The 20,826-nt window shown below is 67.9% G+C and carries 20 protein-coding genes; 14 read left to right on the forward strand and 6 right to left on the reverse strand.

The genetic code is table 11. The annotated features are described in order from the left end of the window. The first annotated feature begins 139 nt into the window (after positions 1-139). Positions 140-1,474 (forward strand): GH1 family beta-glucosidase, encoded by a 1,335-nt coding sequence (locus B9N97_RS09995; RefSeq protein ID WP_085085880.1) that lies wholly within the window; start codon positions 140-142, stop codon positions 1,472-1,474. A 180-nt stretch (positions 1,475-1,654) separates the two neighbouring features. On the opposite strand, the gene hutU is transcribed toward B9N97_RS09995, so the two are convergent. The 3 genes from hutU to hutI are packed head-to-tail and all read right to left on the reverse strand — an operon-like array spanning position 1,655 to position 5,374. Next, positions 1,655-3,337 (reverse strand): urocanate hydratase, encoded by a 1,683-nt coding sequence (hutU, locus tag B9N97_RS10000; RefSeq protein ID WP_085085882.1) that lies wholly within the window; start codon positions 3,335-3,337, stop codon positions 1,655-1,657. A 49-nt stretch (positions 3,338-3,386) separates the two neighbouring features. After that, positions 3,387-4,115 carry a histidine utilization repressor gene (gene hutC / locus B9N97_RS10005; protein ID WP_085085884.1) on the reverse strand — a complete coding sequence of 243 codons (729 nt, stop codon included), beginning with the start codon at positions 4,113-4,115 and terminating at the stop codon, positions 3,387-3,389. Beyond that, positions 4,112-5,374: an imidazolonepropionase gene (hutI, locus tag B9N97_RS10010; protein WP_085085886.1), complete on the reverse strand. Its 1,263-nt coding sequence runs from the start codon at positions 5,372-5,374 to the stop codon at positions 4,112-4,114. Before hutI ends, hutC begins: the two co-directional genes overlap by 4 nt. A 96-nt stretch (positions 5,375-5,470) precedes the next feature. Between hutI and B9N97_RS10015 the strand changes: the two genes are divergently transcribed. From B9N97_RS10015 to hutG, 3 genes are read left to right on the forward strand one after another with little or no spacing between them, the layout of a single operon-like run. Beyond that, positions 5,471-6,835, forward strand: a complete 1,365-nt coding sequence (locus tag B9N97_RS10015) for a formimidoylglutamate deiminase (protein ID WP_085085888.1) — start codon at positions 5,471-5,473, stop codon at positions 6,833-6,835. Further along, the gene (gene hutH, locus B9N97_RS10020) at positions 6,832-8,367 is read left to right on the forward strand and encodes a histidine ammonia-lyase (protein WP_085085890.1); all 1,536 of its coding nucleotides are present in this window, start codon (positions 6,832-6,834) and stop codon (positions 8,365-8,367) included. Before B9N97_RS10015 ends, hutH begins: the two co-directional genes overlap by 4 nt. Continuing rightward, on the forward strand, positions 8,367-9,182 hold the full coding sequence (gene hutG, locus B9N97_RS10025; RefSeq protein ID WP_085085892.1) for an N-formylglutamate deformylase: 816 nt from the start codon (positions 8,367-8,369) through the stop codon (positions 9,180-9,182). The genes hutH and hutG overlap by 1 nt, the downstream gene beginning before the upstream one ends. A gap of 57 nt (positions 9,183-9,239) precedes the next feature. Here hutG and B9N97_RS10030 read toward each other — a convergent pair whose 3' ends face one another. Together B9N97_RS10030 and B9N97_RS10035 are read right to left on the reverse strand one after the other, a co-directional pair. Beyond that, positions 9,240-9,491, reverse strand: a complete 252-nt coding sequence (locus B9N97_RS10030) for a pilus assembly protein HicB (protein WP_085085894.1) — start codon at positions 9,489-9,491, stop codon at positions 9,240-9,242. After that, positions 9,488-9,913, reverse strand: coding sequence for a putative toxin-antitoxin system toxin component, PIN family (locus B9N97_RS10035; RefSeq protein WP_167393267.1), 426 nt, complete (start codon positions 9,911-9,913; stop codon positions 9,488-9,490). Before B9N97_RS10035 ends, B9N97_RS10030 begins: the two co-directional genes overlap by 4 nt. 171 nt (positions 9,914-10,084) lie before the next feature. Here B9N97_RS10035 and B9N97_RS10040 point away from each other — a divergent pair, with 171 nt between their 5' ends. Continuing rightward, the gene (locus tag B9N97_RS10040) at positions 10,085-10,708 is read left to right on the forward strand and encodes a phosphatase PAP2 family protein (RefSeq protein WP_244560642.1); all 624 of its coding nucleotides are present in this window, start codon (positions 10,085-10,087) and stop codon (positions 10,706-10,708) included. 4 nt (positions 10,709-10,712) lie between these two features. On the opposite strand, the gene B9N97_RS10045 is transcribed toward B9N97_RS10040, so the two are convergent. Beyond that, entirely contained in the window at positions 10,713-11,945 is a 1,233-nt protein-coding gene (locus B9N97_RS10045) for a plasmid replication protein (RefSeq protein WP_085085900.1), read from the reverse strand. 681 nt (positions 11,946-12,626) lie between these two features. Here B9N97_RS10045 and B9N97_RS10055 point away from each other — a divergent pair. The 9 genes from B9N97_RS10055 (at position 12,627) to B9N97_RS10095 (ending at position 20,822) form a co-directional block, all read left to right on the forward strand. Further along, positions 12,627-13,463 carry a helix-turn-helix domain-containing protein gene (locus B9N97_RS10055; protein WP_085085904.1) on the forward strand — a complete coding sequence of 279 codons (837 nt, stop codon included), beginning with the start codon at positions 12,627-12,629 and terminating at the stop codon, positions 13,461-13,463. Further along, the gene (locus B9N97_RS10060; RefSeq protein ID WP_085085906.1) at positions 13,460-14,101 is read left to right on the forward strand and encodes a hypothetical protein; all 642 of its coding nucleotides are present in this window, start codon (positions 13,460-13,462) and stop codon (positions 14,099-14,101) included. The genes B9N97_RS10055 and B9N97_RS10060 overlap by 4 nt, the downstream gene beginning before the upstream one ends. A 148-nt stretch (positions 14,102-14,249) precedes the next feature. Further along, on the forward strand, positions 14,250-14,912 hold the full coding sequence (locus tag B9N97_RS10065) for a ParA family protein (protein WP_085085908.1): 663 nt from the start codon (positions 14,250-14,252) through the stop codon (positions 14,910-14,912). Beyond that, a complete protein-coding gene (locus tag B9N97_RS10070; RefSeq protein WP_085085910.1) occupies positions 14,909-15,478 on the forward strand; it encodes a hypothetical protein in 570 nt (189 codons plus the stop codon). Before B9N97_RS10065 ends, B9N97_RS10070 begins: the two co-directional genes overlap by 4 nt. 57 nt (positions 15,479-15,535) lie before the next feature. Further along, positions 15,536-16,456 (forward strand): LysR family transcriptional regulator, encoded by a 921-nt coding sequence (locus B9N97_RS10075; protein WP_085085912.1) that lies wholly within the window; start codon positions 15,536-15,538, stop codon positions 16,454-16,456. Between the two features lie 170 nt (positions 16,457-16,626). Further along, positions 16,627-17,985, forward strand: a complete 1,359-nt coding sequence (locus tag B9N97_RS10080) for an ABC transporter substrate-binding protein (RefSeq protein WP_208621189.1) — start codon at positions 16,627-16,629, stop codon at positions 17,983-17,985. Positions 17,986-18,211: 226 nt separating this feature from the next. Then, a complete protein-coding gene (locus B9N97_RS10085) occupies positions 18,212-19,078 on the forward strand; it encodes a branched-chain amino acid ABC transporter permease (protein ID WP_085085914.1) in 867 nt (288 codons plus the stop codon). Continuing rightward, positions 19,078-20,106 (forward strand): branched-chain amino acid ABC transporter permease, encoded by a 1,029-nt coding sequence (locus B9N97_RS10090; RefSeq protein ID WP_085085916.1) that lies wholly within the window; start codon positions 19,078-19,080, stop codon positions 20,104-20,106. The genes B9N97_RS10085 and B9N97_RS10090 overlap by 1 nt, the downstream gene beginning before the upstream one ends. After that, positions 20,103-20,822, forward strand: a complete 720-nt coding sequence (locus B9N97_RS10095; RefSeq protein ID WP_085085918.1) for an ABC transporter ATP-binding protein — start codon at positions 20,103-20,105, stop codon at positions 20,820-20,822. Before B9N97_RS10090 ends, B9N97_RS10095 begins: the two co-directional genes overlap by 4 nt. Positions 20,823-20,826: the final 4 nt, after the last annotated feature.

Raw genomic sequence — 20,826 nt, forward strand, 5'->3', positions numbered from 1 at the left:
GTCCTGTCGACCGCGATATGGTGACGGATTACCCGACGGATGGTGGTGCCCCACGCCACCCGCAGCAGCGACGATTGGCCCCTTCCACCCGGACGGGAAAGGGGTAGGATTCACCCACTCTCCATTCGGGTGATCCGCCATGGCCGAACGTCCGGTTTTTCCCAAAGATTTCCTGTGGGGCGCCTCCACCTCCGCCTACCAGATCGAGGGCGGGGCCGAGGCCGACGGGCGGGCGCCCAGCATCTGGGATACTTTCTGCAAGCTGAAGGGCCGGGTCGACAACGGCGAGACCGGCGACGTCGCCTGCGACCACTACCACCTGATGCCGCGGGACGTGGACCTGATGGCGGAGTTGGGGTTGCAGGCCTACCGCTTCTCCATCTCCTGGCCGCGGGTGCTGCCGCGCGGGCGGGGGGCACCGAACGGGAAGGGGCTGGATTTCTACGACCGGCTGATCGACCGGCTGCTGGAGAAGGGGATCGAGCCCTGGCTCTGCCTCTATCACTGGGACCTGCCGCAGGCCCTGCAGGATCTGGGCGGCTGGGCCACCCGCGACAGCATCGGCTGGTTCGAGGATTATGCGGCGCTGTGCGCCCGGCGCTATGGCGACCGGGTGAAGCGCTGGGCCACCTTCAACGAGTTCTCGGTCTTCACCCTGTTCGGCTGGGCCTTCGGCTGGGGGGCGCCCAGCATCGCCGACCGCGCCACTCACCTGAAGGTGATCCACCACGTCAACCTCGCCCATGGCGCCGGGGTGGATGTGCTGCGGGCGCTGGTGCCGGGGGCCTCCATCGGCGCGGTGCACAGCGTACAGCCGATGCGGCCGGAGACCGACAAGCCGGAGGACGTCGAGGCGGCGGCCCTGTTCGACGAGCATTGGAACCGCGCCTTTCCCGACGCCCAATTGCTGGCCCATTACCCGCGCCGCATCGCCGAAGCCATCGAGCCATACGTGCAGCCCGGCGACATGGCGCGCATCGCCCGGCCGGTGGACTGGTTCGGGCTGAACCACTATGCCCCGGTCTATGGCCGCCGGGACGACAGCCTGATCTGGGGCTTCGGCTTCGGGTCGCCGCCGCCGGGGATGAAGCGGACAGCCATCGACTGGCCCTATGACCCCGGCTGCTTCCGCGACACGCTGGTCGACCTGACCCGGCGCTACCGCTTGCCGATCTATGTGACGGAGAACGGCTACGGCACCAAGGCGGCGGAAACGCCCGACGCCGAGGGACGCGTGGTGGATGCGGAGCGGCTGGCCTACCTCCAGGCCTACATCGCGGCGATGGCGGAGGCGAAGGGGCTGGGGGCCGACGTGCGCGGATATTTCGTCTGGTCGCTGCTGGACAATTTCGAATGGGGCGGCGGCTATGGCACGAGGTTCGGCATCGTGCGCGTCGATTTCGAAACCCAGGCGCGGATCCCGAAGGAGTCCGCGCGCTGGTATTCGGAGCTGATCCGGAGGGGGGGTGAGTGAAAAGCCCTCTCCCGCCCCGGGAGAGGGAGGGGACCCGCGCCACAGGCGCGGGGAGGGTGAGGGGTGATCCAAGAAACCTGAAGCGTACGGCTTCGTGCCTAGCCCCTCACCCTTCCCATGCTCCGCATGGGCCCCTTCCCTCTCCCGGGACGGGAAAGGGAGATTTCCCCGAGGCGTCAGTTACTTCAAAAACGGCAGGTTCAGTCCCTGCTCCTTGGCGCACTCGATGGCAATGTCATAGCCGGCGTCGGCGTGGCGCATCACGCCGGTGGCGGGGTCGTTCCACAGCACGCGCTCGATCCGCTTGGCCGCTGCGTCGGTGCCGTCGCAGACGATGACCATGCCGGAATGCTGGGAGAAGCCCATGCCGACGCCGCCGCCATGGTGCAGGCTGACCCAGGTCGCGCCGCTGGCGGTGTTCAGCAGCGCGTTCAGCAGCGGCCAGTCCGACACGGCGTCGGTGCCGTCCTTCATCGCCTCGGTCTCGCGGTTCGGGCTGGCGACCGAGCCGCTGTCGAGATGGTCGCGGCCAATGACGATGGGGGCCTTCAACTCGCCCGACTTCACCATCTCGTTGAAGGCGAGGCCGAGGCGGTGGCGGTGCCCCAGACCGACCCAGCAGATGCGTGCCGGCAGGCCCTGGAACTGGATGCGCTTGGCCGCCATGTCGAGCCAGTTGTGCAGGTGCGGATCGTCGGGGATCAGCTCCTTCACCTTGGCGTCGGTCTTGCGGATGTCCTCCGGATCGCCGGACAGCGCGGCCCAGCGGAAGGGGCCGATGCCGCGGCAGAACAGCGGGCGGATATAGGCGGGGACGAAGCCGGGGAAGTCGAAGGCGTTCTCCAGCCCCTCCTCCTTCGCCATCTGGCGGATGTTGTTGCCGTAATCGACGGTCGGGATGCCCATGGCATGGAAGGCCAGCATCGCCTCCACCTGGACCCGCATCGACTTGCGGGATGCTGCGGCCACCGCGGCCGGCTGGCTTTCGCGGGCGCTCTCCCACTCCTCCAGCGTCCAGCCCTGCGGCAGGTAGCCGTTGACCGGGTCATGGGCGGAGGTCTGGTCGGTGACGATGTGCGGCCGGGCCTTGATGTCGGTGCCGGCACGGCGCGCCAATTCCGGGAAGACGTCGGCCGCGTTGCCGAGCAGGCCGACCGAGATCGCCTCGCCCTTCGCACAGGCTTCGTTGATCCAGGCCAGCGCCTCGTCGAGGTCGGCGGTGTGGCGGTCGAGATAGCCGGTGCGGATGCGCATCTCGATGCTGCTGGGGCGGCACTCCACCGCCAGCATGCAGGCGCCTGCCATGGTGGCGGCCAGCGGCTGCGCCCCGCCCATGCCGCCGAGGCCGCCGGTCAGGATCCACTTGCCCTTCAGGTCGCCGTTGTAATGCTGGCGCCCGGCCTCGACGAAGGTTTCGTAGGTGCCCTGCACGATGCCCTGGCTGCCGATGTAGATCCAGCTGCCGGCGGTCATCTGGCCGTACATCGCCAGACCCTTGCGGTCCAGCTCGTTGAAATGCTCCCAGGTCGCCCAGCGCGGCACGAGGTTGGAGTTGGCGATCAGCACGCGCGGTGCGTCGGCATGGGTGCGGAAAACGCCGACCGGCTTGCCCGACTGCACCAGCAGGGTCTCGTCGTCGTTGAGAGTCTTCAGTGCCGAGACGATGCGGTCGAAGCTTTCCCAGTCGCGGGCGGCGCGGCCGATGCCGCCATAGACGACCAACTCCTGCGGCCGTTCGGCGACGTCGGGGTCGAGGTTGTTCATCAGCATGCGCATCGGCGCCTCGGCGAGCCAGCTCTTGCAGCTCAGTTCGGGGCCGTGCGGGGCACGGATGACGCGCTGGTTGTCGAGGCGGGATGACATCTGGTGATGACTCCTGATGGGAGGGATGTGCTTTTCGAAGATTGGTCTGCTAATGGGGCGGCAGCTGGAAGCGCGCGCCCAGCCGGTAGCGGCTGCCGGGATGGACCAGCATCGCCACGGTCACCACCCGGCCCTTCACCCAGGTGCGGCGGGTCACGCGCAGGCAGGGTTCGGTGACGGGGATGTCCAGCAGTCCGGCGATCTCCGGTGTCGGCGACACCGCTTCGATAACGTGTTCCACCTGCGGCGAGGATTCCAGCCGGATCAGGTACTCGCCCGGAGTCTGGCGGGTGAAGTCCTGATCCAGATAATCGGGTGCCACCGCCGGGTTGACCCAGCGTTCCTCAAGCTGCACCGGCACGTCGCTTTCGCTGTGGACGACGACGGAATGGAACAGTTTCGCACCCACGGGCAGGTTGAAGCGGCGGGCCAGACCGGCATCGGCGGCAACCGCGAGCAATTGCTCCACCCGGCAGGAATGGACGTTGCCGCGCTCGGCGATCTCGTCGGCGATGCTGCGCAACTCCACCACGTCGGTGCTGGGCGGCCGTTCGGCGACGAAGGTGCCCAGCCCCTGCACGCGGGTCAGCAGCCCCTCGTCGGTCAGGTCGCGCAGCGCCCGGTGCACCGTCATCCGGCTGACCGAGAATTCCTCCAGCAGCTTGTGCTCCGACGGGATCTGGAAGCCCTCGGGCCAGTCGCCGGAGCTGATGCGGCGGCGGATGGTCTCCTTGATCTGGGCGTAACGCGGCTGGGCGGTGGAGATGACGTCGCTCATGGAGCCTCCACGCGGGGGCTGCGGACCACGCCGCCATTGACCACCGCCATGCAGGGGTTCAGGCCGATGGCGTAGGCCAGCTCCGCCGGATGCTCGATGCGCCACACCGCCAGATCGGCGCGCAGGCCGGGCGCAATGACGCCGCGGTCGGTCAGGCCCAACGCCTTCGCCGCATGGCGGGTGATGCCGGCCAGCGCCTCCGCCGGAGTCAGGCGGAAGAAGGTACAGCCCATCGACAGCATCAGCAGCAGCGAGGTGACCGGCGATGTGCCGGGGTTGTTGTCGGTGGACAGCGCCATCGGCACGCCATGGTGGCGCAGCAGCTCGATCGGCGGCAGTTTGGTCTCGCGCAGGGCATAGAAGGCGCCGGGCAGGAGCACCGCCACCGTACCGGCCTGCGCCATCGCGGCGACGCCCTCCTCGTCCAGATGTTCGATATGGTCGGCCGACAGCCCGCCGAACTCCGCCACCAGCCGGGCGCCGCCGAGGTTGCTCAGCTGTTCTGCATGCAGCTTCACCGGCAGGCCGAGCCGCTTCGCCGTCTCGAACACCCGGCGGGTCTGGTCGACCGAGAATCCGATGCCCTCGCAGAAGGCGTCCACCGCGTCGGCCAGCCCAGCTTCGGCGATGGCCGGCAACGTCTCGGTGCAGATGCGGTCGATGTAGCCATCGGGGTTGCCCTTGAATTCGGGCGGCAGGGCGTGGGCGCCGAGATAGGTCGTCCGAACCTCCACCGGGCGGACCTGGGACAGCCGGCGGGCGACGCAGAGCATGCGGGTCTCGGTCTCGGTGTCGAGGCCATAGCCGGACTTCACCTCCACCGTCGTCACGCCTTCGGCCAGCAGGCTGTCGAGCCGCGGCAGGGTGGCGGCCAGAAGCTGGTCCTCGCTGGCGGCGCGGGTGGCGGTGACGGTGGACAGGATGCCGCCGCCGGCCCGCGCGATCTCCTCATAGCTGGCGCCGTTCAGCCGCATTTCGAACTCGCGGGCGCGGTTGCCGCCATAGACGAGGTGGGTGTGGCAGTCGATCAGGCCGGGAGTCATCCAGCCGCCCTGCCCCGAATGAACCTCGGTCGCCAGCGCCTCTGGCGCATCGGTCAGGTCGGCGCGGCGGCCGACGAAGGCGATGCGGCCGTCCTTGATGCCGACCGCCGCGTCGGCGATGGCGCCGTAACCGTCCGCCTCGCTCATGGTGGCCCCGTCCATCGTGGCAACAGACAGGTCGACCCACAGGGAATCCCACGGCGCACTGGTCGGCATCGGTTCGGCTCCTTCCTACAAGTTCGTGCAGCAACCCCCTTGGCATCAGGTTGCCTATACTTGTATAGTGTTGTCTATAATAGCGAGGGCGCCCTCATGAGCAACCTGTTTTTTGCCTCGGCGCTGCTGCCGGACGGCTGGGCGGAGGATGTGCTGGTCATCACCGACCAGCGCGGCCGGATCCTCTCGGCCACGCCCGGTGCGGCCTGCCCGGCCGATGCGGAGCGCTTTGCCGGGGCGGCGGTCGCCGGAATCGCCAACCTGCATTCGCATGCCCACCAGCGCGCCATCGCCGGGATGGGCGAAAGCTCCGGCGAGGGCTCCGACAGCTTCTGGAGCTGGCGCGAGGTGATGTACCGCGCGCTCGACCGCATGGAGCCGGAGGATTTCGAGGCGGTCGCCGCCCAGCTCTATGTGGAGATGCTGAAGGCCGGCTTCACCGCCATCGCCGAATTCCATTACCTGCACCATGACCGCGACGGCCGCGCCTACGCCGACCCGGCGGAGATGAGCCACCGTGCCATCGCCGCCGCCCGAACCGCCGGGCTGCCGATCACGCTGCTGCCGGTGCTCTACAATGCGTCGGGCTTCGGCGGCACGCCGCCGACCGCAGGACAGCGGCGCTTCATCCATGACGGGGCAGGGTTCGACCGGCTAACCATGGTCCTGCGCCGCGCCTATGGCGGGTCCGACGACGTGCGGCTGGGCATCGCTCCGCATTCGCTGCGGGCCGTGCCCGACGAATTGCTGAGCGAAGCCGTCGCCGCACACCCGCAGGGCCCGATCCACATCCACATTGCCGAGCAGCGCAAGGAGGTCGAGGACTGCCTCGCCCACCATGGCCGCCGTCCGGTGGAGCATCTGCTGGAGACCCAGCCGGTCGACGGCCGCTGGTGCCTGATCCACGCCACCCACATGACGGAAGCCGAGGTAACTGGCGTCGCCGCCAGCAGTGCCGTCGCCGGCCTGTGCCTGACCACCGAGGCCAATCTCGGCGACGGCTTCTTCGCCGCCGAGTCCTACATGGGCCAGGGCGGGCGCTGGGGGATCGGCTCCGACAGTCACATCTCGGTCAGCCCGGTGGAGGAACTGCGCTGGCTGGAGTACGGCGCGCGGCTGACCAGCGAACGCCGCACCGTGCTGGCCGGCGGCCCCCGCCGCTCCACCGCCCGCCGGCTGGTGGAGGACGCCCAGGCCGGCGGCGCGCAGGCGACCGGCTTCGAGGCCGGTCGCATCGCCGCCGGTCTCCGCGCCGATATCGTCGTGCTCGACACCGACCACCCGCTGCTGGCGGCGCGCAAGGGTGACGCGCTGCTCGACGGCTGGATCTTCGCCGGCAACGCCCTCCTCGTACGGGACGTGGTGATCGCCGGACGCGCAATTGTCCGCGACCGCCGCCACCCGCGCGAGGAGGAGATCGCCGACCGCTTCAAAAAGACACTTGGGAGACTTCTGGGATGAGCGAGAGCATCACTCTGGTTCCGGGCGCGCTGTCGCTCGACACGCTGCGCAGCATCTATCGCGACCGTCCGGCCCTGACGCTCGACCCGGCGGCCTACCCGCGGATGGAGCGCTCGCGCGCCCTGATCGACCGGATCGCCGGCGGCGACGAGGCGGTCTATGGCGTCAACACCGGCTTCGGCAAGCTGGCGCACACCCACATCGCCGCGTCGGATCTGGAAACGCTCCAGCGAAACCTGATCCTGTCGCACGCCACCGGCGTCGGCGCCCCGCTGGCCGATGGCGTGGTGCGGCTGATCCTGGTCATCAAGGCGGTCAGCCTCGCCGTCGGCGCCTCCGGCGTCCGCCCGGCGCTGGTCGATGCGCTGCTGAAGCTCTATGAGGCCGATGTGCTGCCGGTGGTGCCGGGCAAGGGGTCCGTCGGCGCCTCGGGCGATCTGGCGCCGCTGGCCCATCTGTGCGGCGTGCTGCTCGGCATCGGCCATGTCCGGGTGAAGGGCGAAACCCTGCCGGCGGAGGAAGGGCTGCGCATCGCCGGCCTGCCGGTGTTCGACCTGAAGGCCAAGGAAGGCCTGGCGCTGATCAACGGCACCCAGGTGTCGACCGGTCTGGCGCTTGCCGGCCTGTTCGAGATCGAGCGCACCTTCAAGGCGGCGCTGGTCGCCGGTGCGCTGTCGGTCGACGCGGTCAAGGGCAGCCACCGTCCGTTCGACGCCCGCATCAGCGCGCTGCGCGGCCAGCCCGGCCAGATCGCCGTCGCCGCCGCCTTCCGCGACGTGCTGGCCGGCAGCGAACTGAACGCCAGCCACCAGGGCCCCGACTGCCACCGGGTGCAGGACCCCTACAGCCTGCGCTGCCAGCCGCAGGTGATGGGCGCCGTGCTCGACCAGATGCGGCAGGCGGCGCGCACGCTGGTGATCGAGGCCAACGGCGTCACCGACAACCCGCTGGTCCTTGTCGACACCGGCGAGGTGCTGTCCGGCGGCAACTTCCATGCGGAGCCGGTGGCGATGGCCGCCGATCAGCTCGCCATCGCCGCGTCGGAGATCGGTGCGCTGGCCGAGCGCCGCATCGCCATGCTGATCGACACCACAATCAGCGGCCTGCCGCCCTTCCTGGTCGCCGAGCCGGGGCTGAATTCCGGCTTCATGATCGCCCATGTCACCGCCGCCGCCCTGGCATCGGAGAACAAGACGCTTGCCCACCCCGCCAGCGTCGACAGCCTGCCGACCTCCGCCAACCAGGAGGACCATGTCAGCATGGCGACCTTCGCGGCGCGGCGGCTGGGCGACATCGCGGGCAACGTCGCCGACATCGTCGGTATAGAGCTTTTGGCCGCGATTCAGGGCCTGGAGTTCCATCGCCCGCTGAAGACCGCCGACCGGCTGGAACAGGCCATCGCCACCATCCGCACCGAGGTGCCGCGCTACGAGGTCGACCGCTACTTCGCCCCGGATCTGGCCGCCATCGGCGCCCTGGTGCGCAACGGCGCGCTTGACCATCTGATGCCGGTGGAACTGGAGACCGCATGATGACGGACACAATCTTCGATCTGGTGCAGGGAGACGGGCCGCTGGTCATCAGCATGCCCCATTGCGGCACCGAGCTTTCCCCCGGACTGGCCGAGCGCCTGACCGAGGAGGCGCTGACCCTGCGCGACACCGACTGGCACATCCCGCGCCTCTACGGCTTCGCGAAGGGTATGGGCGCGACGCTGCTCAGCGCCCGTTATTCGCGCTATGTCGTCGACCTCAACCGGGCATCGACGGGCGAGAGCCTCTATCCCGGTCAGGCCACCACCGGCCTGTGCCCCGACGTGCTGTTCGACGGCACGCCGCTCTACCGCGAAGGACAGGCGCCCGACGCCGTGGAGATTGCAGAGCGGGTGGAGGGCTATTGGCGCCCCTATCATGATGCACTGACGGCGGAGCTGGAGCGGGTGAAGGCGCGGCATGGCTTCGCCCTGCTCTTCGACGCTCACTCGATCCGCAGCCAGGTGCCGCGGCTGTTCGACGGACGGCTGCCCGACCTGAATCTGGGCACGGCGCGCGGCACCAGCGCCGATCCCGCCCTGATCGCCCGCGTCGTCGCGGCGATGGAAAGCGCTTCGGCGGCGGAGGGGTTGACCTGCGTCACCGACGGCCGCTTCGTCGGCGGCCACATCACCCGCGCCTACGGCCGGCCGGCGGACGGCGTCCACGCCATTCAGATGGAGTTGGCGCAGGACCGCTACATGGATGAGGAGGCACCACCCTTCGCCTATCTGCCCGACCGGGCTGAGCGGTTGCAGCGGGTGCTGACGGCGGTGCTGAACGCCTTCACCAGCTGGCGGCCGGCGCAGGGCTGATCCTTTTGTACCGGTTTTGGGGCGGCGCCGTTGGCCGGAGCCGTCCCAAAGCGAGTCTCACCGCTCCAATTCGTCACCCGTCTGGGGCGGCCGGTCCGGCACCCGGTCCAAAAATGACCGCAGGCCCGCACCCGTTGCGGCGCCGGCACGGGCTTTCAGGAAGAAGGCAGCCGTTTCGACCGCACCGACCTTCTCGGCCACAGCCGCAGCGATCCACTGGTTCAGTGATACGCCATCCTCGCGGGCCAGCCGGGCGGCGGCATCCTTGACGGATGCGGGCAGCTTGAGGGGATAGGTCGCCTTGCTCATATCGCTACTCCTCGCAGGAACTCCGCCGGCCTGAGAACCGGGATGCCAAACCGCGGTGCCGCACTGGCAAAGTCCCGAACATTATGGGTTACCAGCACGTCTGCCCGGCCATTGACCGCCGCCTCCAGCACCATTTCGTCGGCAGGATCGGAAAGTTGGGGCCGCCATGTGAAACGCACGTCAACCGGCTCCAGAACTGCTGCCAATTCGCTTAGCAGACCATCCAGATCCGCCTCGCTCAGTCCGTGAACCTCACACTGTTCAGGCCGCTTCAACACCGCCTCGTACTCCAGGAACAGGGCTGTGGTCACCAATGCAGTGAACTGTCGATCGGCAAGGAGGCTCAGCACCGCAAATGAGGCGCCCTGCCGACTCCGCAAGCCTGCGGTCAGAATGTTGGTGTCGAGGACAGCTCTCTTCATTCCTGTGATTATGGGTGGATCCCTTACGGAGAGCAATCCAGATGATATCCTATGGGATGTCCTGTCGAGAGTGGAGCGTCGTTCAGGCAGACAGGCTCAGGGAACCGCCGCCGCCCGCCCCGCGTTCCTCTGCGGCGCCCATGTTGCGGCGCGGAAGGCAGAGGACCGGCGTTGAGCGACATCATCGAACAGACTGCGATCGAGAATCCGGGCGGCGGCATCGGCTATGGCGGCAACCCGGTTCCCGCCATCCTTCAGCCCACCCTGACCGCCGTCGATGCACTCGACGCGCAGGTCCACGACATCGTCACCTGCGATCCCGGCCCGGTCAGCCATGCGCTGGCGACCGCGGGCCATTACGCCATAAAGCGGCATGTGCTGATCCCCGGCTTCGCCATTGCCGGCATCGTCGGGCTGTTGACCGGTCACAAGGATCTGCGGCGTGCCGGCAGCGTCGGCGTCGCCGGCCTGGTGGTGACCGCGACCGCCAGCCGCTCGATCAAGCGCTATGTGAAGCGTCGGCGCCCCGATGAATGCGCCCCGCGCCGCAAACCGGGATGGCGCATCAGCGCGCGGTCGCTGCCGTCGGGACATGCGGCAAGCGCATTTGCCGCGGCGACGGCGCTCGCCACGGTCAGCCGGACACCGGCACAAAGCCTGATGATCTACGGAACGGCGGCGGCCCTTGCCGGCGGGCGGGTGGTCAGGCACCGGCATTGGGCTTCCGACGTGTTGGCGGGCGCTCTGCTGGGGACCGCCATCACGCTGGTAGCGCGGCGTATTCTGGCGCGCTGAGCCGCTATTTCTTCGGCAGCGGCAGTGCGGCCTGCGCCGGTTTCGCCGGATCGGCCAGCCGCTTGGCGCGCTTGTTGCGGACCTCCGCCGCCTCCCCTGCCTTCAACGGCACGAAACCGTCGGGGCGCATGGCATTGCCGACGATCTGCTTGAGCAGGTCGATGTTGGTGGTCTGCACCCGGCGGCCGCGGCGGACCTGATCCAGGAACTTCTGCGACGGGGTCAGCACATAGTCGATGGCATCAATGCGCTTGCCGACCTTGGTGTATTCCTTGTCGGCGACATCGAGAATCCCCTCCTCCACCAGCGCATCGACGGCGGAGGTGACCACGCGCAGCGTGTCGCGGCGGCGCGACCACTCGTTCATGCCGCTGTTCTTGATGATCTCGTCGGCGCTGATCGAGATCGGCTTCGCCTCGTCGTCGGCGGTGTCGTATTCGATCGACAGACGGTTGTAGAGCCAGCGCGACACCGGCGACTTCAGCTTCATCAGCCAGGCGTAGGAAACCGGCTTGAACTCCAGATCGCGGATGGCGGCGGAGACCAGCGGGTTGAATTCCAGATAGGTCTCCTCGACCCCGCCATCCTCATCGACCAGATCAGGGCGCGAGCGGATCGCCAGCACCGGGAAGGCGGTGGATTCCAGCAGGTTCTGCCCGCGGCTCTTCTTGCCCGGCTCGGCGCTGCCGCCGGTGGAGATGATGATGCGCGACCGCGCCAGGATGGTCAGGGATTCGCGGATGTCCTGGATCGACAGGGTGTGGTTGACCGCCCGCAGCTCGCGCTGGATCTCGTAGAGGCTGAAGCGCATCTGCACCTTGTCGCGGTTCTCGCCGGTCAGCGACAGGCGCGAACGGTCCATGGCGAGACGGCGGACGACCTGCTCCACCACCTGCTCGCGCTCCGACGGGAAGATCTCGACTTCGACCAGATCCGGGCCGGCGCCGGGCGCGCGGTCGTCCTTCTTCGCGGTGCTGAGCCGGTCGATACGGGCGGGCTGGACGGTCAGGCGGTAGTTGCGACCGCGGAAGGCGAACTCGCGCCGCACCGACTTGATGAAGTTGTCCTTGGTGACCAGCTCGCCCTTGTCCTTGGCGGCCTTTTCCTTGTCGTTGTCGCGGGAGACGAAGACGAAGCGCGGCGCCAGATCGTAGAGCGCGATCAGGTGCGATTGCGAACGGTCTTCCAGCTCGAACAGGATGAGCTGTGCGGCGCTGGTCGGGGCCATCTTGGTCATGAACGTCTCCGAAGGTCGGGAGTAACCATGGCGCGGCGGACCCGCCGGTGCAACAGAACGCGGAGAAATTACCGCATCCGGGATGGAGCGACAGCCCGCGCATATGGTGCCGTACCCCGCGATGATGGAGCAACGGCCCGCGGTTATGGAGCGACAGCCCGCGATTGGGCCGCAAAGCGGGTCCGGCCGGGGTGCGTGACCGCGACTCCTTGAAGAATCGGGGAGAATCGGCACCGGCGGACGGCACGTGGGCCGGGCGGAACCGCGGGCTGGCGCTCCATGGGGAGCGGGAACGGATGCGAGCGGGGCCGGATTGCTCGCTATTTCCGCTGTCCGCGGTCAATCGCGGGCTGTTGCTCCAGGAATGTCCGGGATCGCGGGCTGTTGGCGGGCCTCAAATCGCGGGCAATGGCTCCAGGACCGCGGCCAAAGGCACCAGGATTCCGATTCGCGACGGAACCGCGAGCCGATGCTCCATGGTCGCGGGCAGGGGCTTTACGGTCGCGGGCTGTCGCTCACCAAGCGCGGGCAGCCACTCCATGGGATGGTCATGGAGCAGCTGCCCGCGATTCGACTCTGCCATCAACCGCTTCGAATCCTCTGGACCAACCGTGACGGCCAGACATGCGGCCGTCCATGCGTCCAATCTTGCGCGGATGGCGCAGAGGAGTATCGCCACAGATGACCGAGAGCAGCACGAACCCGAACCGCTGGGGCCGGATCCCGGCCTGGTGGCTCGACCACCCCGACCTCGACGCCGACGGCCTCGCCGTGCTGGCGGCGCTCAGCACCTACGCCGACGAGGCGGGGGTGTGCTGGCCGTCGCAGGCGACGCTGGCGGGAAAGCTGAAGCGCAGCCGGCCGACCGTCAACCGGATCCTGGGCCGGCTGGAGGCGCTCGGGCTGGTCCGCATCGAACACCGCCGCTCGGCCAATGGCGGCCGGCTGAGCTGCCGCTATCGGCTAGCGCTGATCGCCGAAAACGCGGCGGATGGGAAAGCCGGCGATGGTGCAGGGGTGGACAGCCCCGCTGACTCGGCGGCGGACTCCCCCTGTTCAGCGGCGAGTCACAAACAGCCTGAACCAGAACAGATTCCTGACACGCTCCACCGGTGTGCGGGCGAGCGGACGGCGCCGGTGGCCGAGGAGGTTCCGCAGGGCTGGATGCCGCCGACCGCTGACCGGGAGTGGGCGGCGGGACGCTTCCCCGACCTGGACGTCGACGGCCATGCCGAGCGCTTCGTCCAGCAATGCCGCGCCCATGGCTACCGCTACCGCGATCCGGCAGCGGCGTGGCGGTCGTGGCTGCTGCAGGACGCCGGGCGTATGGCGCCACAGCCCGCGGCAACGGTCCGCGGATCCGGCAACCGTGGTGCACACGCCATTTCCCGCACGTCGACACCTGCTGCGGCAACCGCCGCCAATGCGGAACAGCGCCTGTCGGCCTGGACGAGTGTTGCAGCGCGCCTGAACGCCGGGCAATCGGCCACGCCCGCCAATCCCTGGGGGATCGCATGAGCAACCTGCATCCGTTCCCGGCGGCCCCCGCCGTTCCGCCCGGCCTGCCGCTGCCCTTCGATCCGGCGATGGCCCCGGCCCTGCGCGGCCGGATGCTGCGCGAGGCTTTGCCGGAGCCACTGCAGCGGCTGCTCGACCGCGGGCAGGTCGGGCGCCACAGCCGCTTCACCGAGGACGGTTTCGCCGATGTGGTGGAAGACTGGACGCCGCCCGACGGGGTGACACCGCGCCATGCCGCGCTTGCCCGCCGGGCGCTTGCGGAGATCGATGAAACCATCCTGGCGCCGGCGCCGGCAAACCATCTGCTGGGCCGGGTGCTGGCACTGCTCAGCCATTTTCCGGCGAAGGCGACGACGCCGGAGGTGGAGCAATTGCTCGCGATGGACTGGGCGGATGATCTGGGCGAGTTCCCGGCCTGGGCGATCGATCAAGCCGCACGCCGCTGGCGCCGGACCCGCAAATGGCGGCCGAGCATTGCCGAGATCCGTGCACTGTGCGAGGAAGCCTGTGCCACCGAACGCGCTCTGGCGGAGCGGTTGCGGGCAATCGCCCTGGCTGGGGAACGGGCCGGGGAGTTGGGCGGTGGAGGCGGCGCCGTGCGACCGGTGCTGGCGTCGGCCATGCGTCGTATGCGATGATGATGCCGAATTCTGTCTTAACTCGCGCTTCTGTGGCCGGGGCGACACCCCGTACCGGCGGTGCGAAGCTAAGACATGTCTTAGATTTGCGCCGCGGGCAGGCTTTGGTAAAAGGGGCCGACAGCCGATGGCGATAAGGGACACTGCAATGAGCAACGACACGGGACACGGGCCGGTGAAGCGCTTGCTGGTCAATGGCCCGAAGGGCGGGATCGGCAAGACGACGCTGAGCCGCAACATCGCGGTGGCCGCCGCGCTTGACGGCTGCGCGGTGGCGACGCTGGATCTCGATCCGCAGCGCAGCCTGACCAAGTGGTTCGCCAAGCGTCCGGACGGCATGGCGTCCATCACCCATTTCGAAGCCGGCATGACCCCGACCGATATCCGGGCGGCGCTGGACGGCATCGCAGGCTTCGACCTGCTGGTGATCGACACGCCGCCGTCGATCGAAGACCATCCGGAGGAGTTCAAGCTGCTTGCGCTGTCCTCCGACCTGATCGTGGTCCCCACCGGACAGAGCGACGACGACCTGGATTCCGTCCGGCCCTGGATGCGCTTCGTCCGCCGCTATGGCAAGAACGCCGCCTTCGTGATGAACCGCGTTAAGCCGCGCACCCGCGGCTTCACCGAGGCGCAGCGCAAGCTGCTGGGCGACGGCCGCATCTGTCCGGTCGAGGTGCCGGATTACGAGGACATCCAGTTCACCGCCGGCCGCGGGCTCGGCCTGCTGGAGCTGAAGGGGGGCAAAGGGGCCGAGCATGTCGCCGGCGTCTGGGCCTTTGTCCGCCATGAACTGGAGCTGGCGCAATGAGCGGGTTCAAGCAGGTTTCCAAGGCCCAGGCCCGCCGCCACATCGCGGTGGACGAGCGGATCGAGCGCATGTCGGAGGCGACGGTCGATCTCGTCCGCCGCGAGGAGTTCGTCCAGGAAATCTCCACCCTCTGGCGCAGCGCACAGGAGAAGTTCCTGCTGATCGGCCGCTATCTGGTCCAGGCGCGGGCACGGCTGCCGCATGGCGAGTTCCAGGCGATGGTCGAGAACGAACTGCCTTTCGGCTATCAGGTCGCCTACCAGCTGCGCATGGTGGCGGAGGCGGTGGACAGCGGGCGTTTGCCGGGACCGAAGCTGCCGCCGAGCTATGCCACCGTCTACCAGCTCGCCACCCTCACCAGCGAGCAGCTGCGACTGGCCGACCAGCGCAACCTGATCCGACCCGACGTCACCCGGCCGGAGATCGTGCGTTTCAAGCGCGACCTGCGGAGCAAGGCCATCGACCATGTCAGCCGCCGGGAGGCGCTGGAGGCGGAGCGCGACCGGCTGCGCGAGCGGCTGGCGGTATTGGAAGCGGAACTGGCGACGCTGGCCGACGAGGATTGAGGGCAGCCGGCGATGACGGTGCGGCGTGCGATGATCCGGAACGGGGATGGGTGAGGCATGCTGGACCTGAAATCGCTGGAAACCTTCATCTGGACGATGCGGCTCGGCGGGTTCCGCCGGGCGGCCGAGCGGCTGAACACCACCCAGCCCGCCGTCTCCGCCCGGATCGCCCAGCTTCAGGACGAGCTGGGCGTCGTGCTGTTCGAGCGGGTCGGCCGGCGGGTGGCGCCGACGCCGCAGGCGATGGTCCTGCTGACCTATGCCGAGAAGATGATGGCGCTCAGGTCGGAGTTGCTGACCGCGGTGGCGGACCGCAGCGCCATCCGCGGCGTCATCCGGCTGGGCGTGGCGGAGACGGTGGTCCACACATGGCTCAGCCAGTTGATCGAACGGCTGAACGCCCTCTACCCCGCGGTGTCGCTGGAGATTGAGGTCGAAACCTCCCCAAGCATGCGCGATGCGCTTGCCCGGCACGAGCTGGACGTGGCGGTGATGCTGGCCTCCTACACCGATGTCCGGTTCAGGGCGGTCCCGGTCGGCAACTATCCCCTGGGCTGGGTGGCGAGCCCGGCGTTGCCCCTGCCGGAGGAGCCGGTGTCGCTGCGCGACCTGGCGGCCTGGCCGATCATCACCTTTTCCCGCACCACGCAGCCCTATGGCGTGATCCGCGAGATGTTTTCCTCCGTCGGATTGCAGGTGCGGATGTTCGGCAACAGCTCGCTCGCCAGCGTCGTCCGGATGGCGGTGGACGCCGTCGGCGTCAGCGTGATCCCCACCGTCATCGTCCAGCGCGAATTGGCGGAGGGGCGGCTGCGGCTGATCCGGTCGCAGGCGACCCTGCCCGGCATGACTTTCTGCGCCGCCCATTCCGCCACGGCGGAGAACCATATGGCGTCTGTGGTCGCGGATCTGGCGGCCGAGGTTGCCGCCAATTACGAGGCGACCACCGGCAACGAGGCGCCCCGCGCCGCCGAGTGACCCCGTGCGCATTAGCAAGCGATTGATCGTCGCTGTTTATCAATCCAGATCAAAACATACGATTGGACGGACCCGAGACTGTTCGTGTCATCATCCTGTCAGAGGCGCACCAAACAGCCGCAAAGGCGCGCGCCGCAAGCCACCAAGGCACTGAACAGAGGAGATTCACGATGCGGTTCGCGGCAGCGATCACCGAACCCACCCGCACGCCCGATTTCCAGGCCAACGCCAAGGGCAAGCTCCCCACCCGCCGGCAGACGATCAAGCGCATGCTGGCCGCGGCGGCCCTGCTGACCACGACCGCGCTGACCGGCATCGGCTTCGGCGCTGCGCCGGCCCAGGCCGAAGACGAGATCCGCATCGGCGTGATCTATCCGCTGACCGGCGCCGCCGCCTCCACCGGCGTGGAGCTGAAGGCCGCCGCCGAACTGGCCGCCGCCATCATCAACAAGGAAATCCCCGCCCCGCCGGGGCTGGTCGCCGGCATCGGCCTGCCGCACCTGCACGGCGCGAAGATCAAGCTGATCTTCGGCGACCACCAGGGCAACCCGCAGGTCGGCGCCACCGAAGCCGAGCGCCTGATCACCAGCGAGAAGGTCGTGGCGCTGACCGGCGCCTATTTCTCCAACGTCACCGCCACCGCCAGCCAGGTTGCCGAACGCTATGGCGTGCCGTTCCTGAACGGGGAGTCCTCGTCCGCCTCGCTGACCCAGCGCAAGTTCAAATGGTTCTTCCGCACCACGCCGCATGACGACCTGTTCGTCGGCAACTTCTTCACCTTCCTGCACGACATGGAGAAGAAGACCGGCGACAAGCTGCGCACCGTCGCGCTGTTCAACGAGAACACGCTGTGGGGCAATGAGACGACCAAGCTGCAGGTGAAGCTGGCCGAGGAGCAGGGCTTCACCATCTCCGAGAAGATCCTCTATCCGGCCAAGACGACGCAGATGACGTCCGAGGTGCAGCGGATCAAGGCCGCCGCGCCGGCGGTCATCATGCAGTCCAGCTATCTCGGCGACGCCATCCTGTCGATGAAGACCTACAAGGAGCTGGGCTTCTCGCCGAAGATGCTGCTGGCCAACGATGCCGGCTTCAACGACAGCGAGTTCCTGAAGACCATGGGCAAGGATGGCGAGTTCGTCATCAGCCGCGAGGTCTGGGCGCTCGATCAGGCGGAGCGCAATCCGTTGATCAAACAGGTCAACGACCTGATGCACCAGCGCTCCGGCGTGAACTTCAACGGCAACTCCGCCCGCGCCTTCACCGGCATCGCCGTGCTGGCCGATGCGCTGGACCGCGCCGGCTCGACCAAGCCGGACGCGATCCGCGAGGCACTTCAGAAGACCGACATCCCGGCCAGCGGTCTGATCATGCCGTGGAAGGGCGTCAAGTTCGACGCCAACGGCCAGAACGAGCTGGGCCAGGGCATCATCGTCCAGGTGCAGGGCGGCCAGTACGTGACGGTGTGGCCGTTCGACGTGGCGACCAAGCCGGTCGTCTACCCGATGCCGGCCTGGGACGGACGCTGAGCACCGCATCTTTCATCGGGCTGCTGCTTACCCTTTCCCATCCCGGAAAAGGGGGAGCCTGTCGCATCGCGACGGGTAGGGATGTGGATGCGTTCCGTCGGTCCCGCGCTTCGATCCACGACGCATCCTCAGCCCGGCGCCTCGGGCGCCACCCTTTCCAGGATGGGAAAGGGGATTTTCCCGCACAGTTCCTCCGGCCCACCCTGACCGCAAAAGGGGCGCGGCAATGACCGCAGACATTCTCATCCAAGTGCTCGTCTCGGGCCTGCTGATCGGGCTGATCTATGCCCTGGTTGCGGTGGGCCTGACGCTGATCTTCGGCGTGATGGACATCGTCAATTTCGCCCATGGCGAATTCCTGATGCTCGGCATGTATGCCAGTTTCTGGGCCTTCGCCCTCTTCGCCATCGACCCCATCGTGGCGCTTCCACTGACCGCCCTGCTGCTGTTCGCGGTTGGCGTCATCGTCTATCAGACGGTGATCCGCCGTATCCTGAAGGCCCCGATGCTGTCGCAGATCTTCGCGACCTTCGGTCTGATGATCCTGCTGCGCGGTCTGGCGCAGTTCTTCTGGAAGCCGGACCACCGGCTGATCCCGCACAGCCTGGTCAGCGGCAACATCGCGCTCGGCCCCGTCCAGTTCGGCCTGCCGCAGTTCGTGGCGGCGCTGGGGGCGGTCGGCGTCACCGGCGCCCTGTGGATGTTCCTGCACCGCACCCGGCTCGGCACCGCGCTGGAGGCCACCGCCATCGACCGTGAGGCGGCGACCCTGATGGGCATCGACGGGCAGAAGATGTTCGCCCTTGCCTGGGGCATCGGCGCCGCCTGCGCCGGTCTGGCCGGCGGCCTGATCGCCACCTTCTTCCCGATCTTTCCGGAGGTGGGATCCAACTTCATCCTGATCGCCTTCGTGGTGGTCGTGCTGGGGGGCTTCGGCAGCGTCACCGGCGCCTTCCTGGCCGGCATCATCGTCGGACTGATCGAGGTGCTGGGCGGCTTCCTGATCGGCCCGGAATACAAGACCGCCATCGTGCTGTCGCTGCTGCTGGTCGTGCTGCTGGTGCGTCCGCGCGGCCTGCTGGGGAAAGCCTGATGACGACCGGAACCAACTTCTCGCGCAAGGCAGCCGGCACCGGCGCCCTGCTGGCCCTTGCCGCCGTGCTGCCGCTGGCGATCACCGAACCGTCGCAGCAGAATTTCCTGATCCTGATCCTGATGGGTGCCCAGATGGGCGTCGCCTGGAACATCGTCGGCGGCTATGCCGGGCAGGTCTCGCTGGGGCATGCGGTGTTCTACGGCATCGGCGCCTACACCTCGACCATGCTGCTGACCACGCTTGGACTGACGCCCTGGATCGGTGCCCTGGTCGGCGGGCTGCTGGCCGCACTGTTCGCGCTCGCCATGGGCTGGCCCTGCTTCCGGCTGAAGGGGCATTATTTCGCCATGGCGACCATCGCGGTGGCGGAGATCATGCAGATCCTGGTCACCAACAGCGACTTCCTGGAGGGTGCCGTCGGCCTCTACCTGCCGATGGACCGCAGCGGCTGGACCTGGCTGATCTTCCTGTCCAAGCTGCCCTACTATTACGTCATCCTCGGCCTGCTGGTGCTGACGGTTCTGGTGTCCTGGGCGATCGAGCGCAGCCACATCGGCTATTATTTCCGCGCCATCAAGGACGAGCCGGAAGCCGCCCGCGCCCTGGGCGTCAGCCTGACCCGTTACAAGCTGATCGCGCTGTCGGTGTCAGCGTTCCTGACCGCGATGGGCGGTAGCTTCTACGCCCAGAAGGAGATGTTCATCGATCCGGGTTCGGTCCTGGCCACGACGATCTCCATCAAGATCGCGCTGATCGCCATCCTGGGCGGGGTGGGCCGGCTGATGGGGCCGGTGCTGGGCGCCGTCATCCTGATCACCATCGAGGAATACAGCCGCACCCTGTTCGGCAGCACCGGCTCCGGCACCGACATGATCATCTACGCCGCCATGATCATCCTGGTCGCCGTGTTCAGCCCGTCCGGCGTTCTGGGCCTTCTGGGCGATGTGCATCGCCACCTGGGCCGCCACCTGCCGGGCGCGAAGCCCGAGGCCGAAAAGGCCGAGAAGATGGAGGTCCGCCCGTGAACACCGCTCCCCTCCTTGCCGTGGACGGCCTGGGCAAGGCCTTCGACGGACTGATCGCCAACCGCGACATCAGCTTCATCGTTCATCATGGCGAGATCATCGGGCTGATCGGCCCGAACGGCGCCGGCAAGACCACGCTGTTCAACTGCCTCGCCGGCTTCCACACCCCCACCACCGGCCGCATCGCCTTCGAAGGGCACGACATCACCGGCTCGACCCCGGAAGCGGCGGCGGCATTGGGCATCGCCCGCACCTTCCAGATCGTCCGTGTCTTCCAGTCGATGACCGCGCTGGAGAATGTCATGGTCGGCGCCATGCTGCGCAACAAGCGGGTGGGCGAGGCCCGCGACCGGGCGGAGGAGGAGTTGGCCTTCGTCGGCCTGTCGCACCGGGCCGATACCCCGGCGTCCGACCTGACGGTGTCGGAACAGAAGCGGCTGGAGGTTGCCCGCGCGCTCGCCACCGAACCGAAGCTGATCCTGCTGGACGAGGTGATGGCCGGCTTGAACCCGACCGAGGTCCGCGAGGCCTCGGCCCTGGTCCACCGTATCCACCAGCGCGGCATCGCCAGCATCATCGTCGAACATGTGATGGAGGGCATCATGCCCATCGCCCACCGGATGCTTGTGCTGGATTATGGTGCCAAGATCGCCGACGGCACGCCGGCCGAAATCGCCGAGAACCCGGCGGTGATCGCCGCCTATCTGGGGGAGTGAGACG

This window comes from Azospirillum oryzae, from assembly GCF_900177515.1.
Lineage (GTDB): Bacteria > Pseudomonadota > Alphaproteobacteria > Azospirillales > Azospirillaceae > Azospirillum > Azospirillum oryzae_A.